Source organism: Mumia sp. (genome assembly GCF_028803055.1).
Lineage (GTDB): Bacteria > Actinomycetota > Actinomycetes > Propionibacteriales > Nocardioidaceae > Mumia.
This window is the reverse complement of sequence record NZ_JARBCJ010000261.1, coordinates 1-3,307: the sequence shown is the minus strand read 5'-3', so window position 1 is coordinate 3,307 and position 3,307 is coordinate 1. Positions and strand designations below refer to the sequence as shown.

Annotated in this window: 4 protein-coding genes; all 4 read left to right on the top strand. The window is 71.6% G+C overall.

Going from position 1 to position 3,307, the window contains the following annotated elements; all coding sequences use genetic code 11:
• Positions 1-90 precede the first annotated feature (90 nt).
• Positions 91-1,191 (top strand): ABC transporter substrate-binding protein, encoded by a 1,101-nt coding sequence (locus PV363_RS16730; protein ID WP_301022941.1) that lies wholly within the window; start codon positions 91-93, stop codon positions 1,189-1,191.
• Positions 1,188-2,258 carry an iron ABC transporter permease gene (locus tag PV363_RS16725; protein ID WP_220341918.1) on the top strand — a complete coding sequence of 357 codons (1,071 nt, stop codon included), beginning with the start codon at positions 1,188-1,190 and terminating at the stop codon, positions 2,256-2,258. The genes PV363_RS16730 and PV363_RS16725 overlap by 4 nt, the downstream gene beginning before the upstream one ends.
• Positions 2,255-3,055: a heme ABC transporter ATP-binding protein gene (locus PV363_RS16720; RefSeq protein WP_301022940.1), complete on the top strand. Its 801-nt coding sequence runs from the start codon at positions 2,255-2,257 to the stop codon at positions 3,053-3,055. The genes PV363_RS16725 and PV363_RS16720 overlap by 4 nt, the downstream gene beginning before the upstream one ends.
• On the top strand, positions 3,052-3,307 hold a 256-nt coding region (locus tag PV363_RS16715; protein WP_301022939.1), incomplete at its 3' end, for a hypothetical protein. The genes PV363_RS16720 and PV363_RS16715, both read left to right, overlap by 4 nt.

Genomic DNA, 3,307 nt, shown 5'->3' with positions numbered 1-3,307 from the left:
ATCCGGGGCTGGTTAGCGAGGCAAGCCTTACCTATGCTACTTTCCGTCGAGGTTAGGGAAACCTGACTTCCCTCGGAATCGGAGCATGTCGTGCCACGCCGCCGCCCCTTCATCGTCGCCCTCCTCTGCGTCTGTACGGCGTTCGCCTCAGCGTGCGGGCCCGCGCAGAGCGGTGAGACGGAGAGCCCCGAGGCCGTGACGTCCATCCCGCGGCTCAGCGACGTCGATGTCTCCGGCGCCGCGAAGGACCTCTCCGGCGAGATCAACCTCGACCTCGGGGCCGACGAGCCCACGCCGATCGTCGAGGACCCGGCCCAGAGCCTCCCCGTCACCGTCAAGGACAGCCAGGGCAGCCGCGTCACCGTGAAGACCGCCGAGCGGGTCCTGGCGCTCGACCAGTACGGCACGCTGGCGCAGATCACGTACGAGCTGGGGCTCGGCGACGCGCTCGTCGGGCGCGATCTCTCGACGCAGTTCACGCAGGCCAAGGACCTCCCGCTCGTCACCCACAACGGGCACGAGCTCAACGGCGAGGCGATCCTCGACCTCTCCCCCGACCTGATCATCACCGACACCTCGCTCGGTCCGTGGGACGTCATCGAGCAGGTCCGCGACGCCGGCGTCCCGGTCGTGGTCGTCGACAGCGCGCGCAACCTCGACAACATCGCCGACCTGGTCGGCCAGGTCGCCTCCGCGCTCGGCGTCAGCGACGCCGGCACGGCGCTCGCGAAGAGGACGGCCGAGGAGGTGGCCGCCGTCCGGGCGGTCATCGACGAGAAGGCACCGAGCTCGGTCCAGGACAAGCTCCGGACGGTGTTCCTCTATGTGCGCGGGCAGAGCGGCGTCTACTACATGTTCGGCCAGGACTCGGGCGCGGACTCCCTGATCTCGGCCACGGGGGCGTACGACGTCTCCGAGGAGATCGGGTGGAAGGGGATGAAGCCGCTCAACGACGAAGGACTCGTCGCCGCGCAGCCCGACGCCATCATCATGATGACCAAGGGGCTGGAGTCGGCCGGCGGCGTGGACGGCCTGCTCGAGCGCTACCCGTCGCTGGCCAACACCCCGGCCGGCTCGAACCGCCGCTTCATCACGATGCCGGACAGCCAGATCCTGAGCTTCGGCCCCCGCAGCGCCGACGTGCTCAACGCGCTCGCGGTGGCGATGTACGCCCCGGAGTCGCTGCGATGACCGTCGTCGACCCGACGATCTCGGTCAGGTTCCGTCTCAGCGCGACGCTCGTCCTCTTCACTGCCCTGTCGGTCGCCCTCGTGGTGCTGGCCGTCCTCTCGGCCGGGACCGGCCAGCTCTCGATCCCGCCGGCCGAGGTCCTCGGCTCGTTCCTGCACCGGCTCGGTATCGACGCCGGCCCGATGCCCGCGCACCCCCAGGGCGACGCCGCGCTGTGGAGCATCCGCTTCCCGCGCGTCGTGATGGCCCTCCTCGTCGGCGCGGCGCTCGCAGCAGCCGGAGCGCTGATGCAGGGCGTCTTCGGCAACCCGCTCGCCGAGCCGGGCGTGATCGGGGTGTCCTCGGGCGCCGCCGTCGCCGCGGCGTGCGCCATGGTCTTCGGGCTCACCGCGCTCGGGACGTGGACCGTGCCGGCGCTCGCCTTCGTCGGCGGCCTGATCACCACCGTGGCCGTCTATCTTCTCTCACGCTCCGACGGTCGGACAGAGGTCGTCACCCTCGTGCTCACCGGCATCGCCGTCAACGCGGTGACCGGTGCGCTGCTGGCTCTGATGATGTTCCTCGCCGACACCCAGGCGCGCGAGGAGATCGTGTTCTGGCAGCTCGGCAGCCTCAACGGCACCCGTTGGCAGTATGTCGGCGTCGTGGCGCCGCTCGCCCTCGTGGGCATCGCCGGTGCCTTCGTGCTCAGCCGCAGGCTGGACCTGCTGGCGCTGGGCGACCGGGCGGCACGTCACGTCGGCGTCGACGTCGAGCGGCTGCGCCTCGTCGCCATCACGCTGGTCGCGCTCCTCACCGCCGCTGCTGTCGCCTTCTGCGGGATCATCGCGTTCGTCGGCCTGGTCGTCCCGCACCTCATGCGCATGGTGGTCGGCCCCGGCCACCGGCTGCTGCTGCCGGCCAGCGTGCTCGGCGGCGCGGTCCTGCTGCTCGCGGCCGACCTGGTCGCCCGAACCGCCGTCCCGTACGCCGAGCTGCCGATCGGCATGCTGACGTCGCTCCTCGGAGGCCCGATGTTCTTCTGGCTCCTTCGCCGCACCCGTCGTACGGCGGGAGGCTGGGCATGAGGACCCGCGCGACGCTCCAGGTGCTCGGCGGCTCCGTCTCGTACGGGCAGGCCACCATCCTTCGTGACATCGACCTCGACGTCCGCCCCGGCGAGCTGCTCGTGCTGGTCGGCCCGAACGGCGCCGGCAAGTCGACGCTCCTCGGGGTCCTCTCCGGTGACGTCGCGCTCTCACGCGGCAAGGCCCTGCTCGACGGGGAGCCGATCGCCTCGCGACGTGCCGGCGAGCTCTCCCGGCGACGGTCGGTGCTGCTCCAGGAGCACCGGCTCTCCTTCCCGTTCAGCGTGGCCGAGGTGGTCGCGATGGGTCGCGCGCCGTGGCACGGGCGCGACGAGTCCGACTCCGACGAGGCGGTCGTCGCCGACGCGATGCGGCGCGCCGACGTCGAGCGACTCGCCACGCGCAAGTTCCCCACGCTCTCTGGCGGAGAGAAGGGGCGTACGTCGTTCGCTCGCGTGATGGCCCAGGAGGCGCCGGTCGTGCTGCTCGACGAGCCGACCGCGGCGCTCGACATCGCGCACCAGGAGGCGCTGCTCACCGAGGCGCGCCGGCTGGCTCGGGAGGGCCACTCGGTCGTGGCCGTGCTGCACGACCTCTCGCTCGCTGCCGCGTACGCCGACCGGATCTGCATCCTCGCCGACGGTCGCCTGCGCGCTGACGGAGCGCCGGGAGACGTGCTCCGACCCGACCTGCTCAGCGACGTCTACGGCCACCCCGTCGACGTCTTCACCCATCCGCGTACGGGCGACCTGGTGATCACCCCGCTGCGGACATCCGTCGAGGAGGTCGTCCGATGAGAAGCATGCTCCGACGCACGCTCGCCGGCGCCGCCACTGTCGCGCTCGCGGCGCCTGCGCTCGCGCTCACCGCTGCCCCGGCCCACGCGGCCCCCCAGGTCACCGTCACCAGCTCCGCCGGGACGCCGACCGCCGCGGTCGACGGTCCCACGACGCTCACCGTCAAGGGCCGAGGGTTCCAGTCGATCAAGGGCGGTGCCGGCGGCATCTACGTCGCGTTCGGGTGGGTCTCCGACCCCCGAGGCGGTTCCT

What these genes read in the sequence shown, in the direction of transcription:
- PV363_RS16725 (WP_220341918.1), top strand. Translation starts at nt 1,188, where the DNA reads ATGACCGTCGTCGACCCGACGATCTCGGTCAGGTTCCGTCTCAGCGCG.
- PV363_RS16720 (WP_301022940.1), top strand. Translation starts at nt 2,255, where the DNA reads ATGAGGACCCGCGCGACGCTCCAGGTGCTCGGCGGCTCCGTCTCGTAC.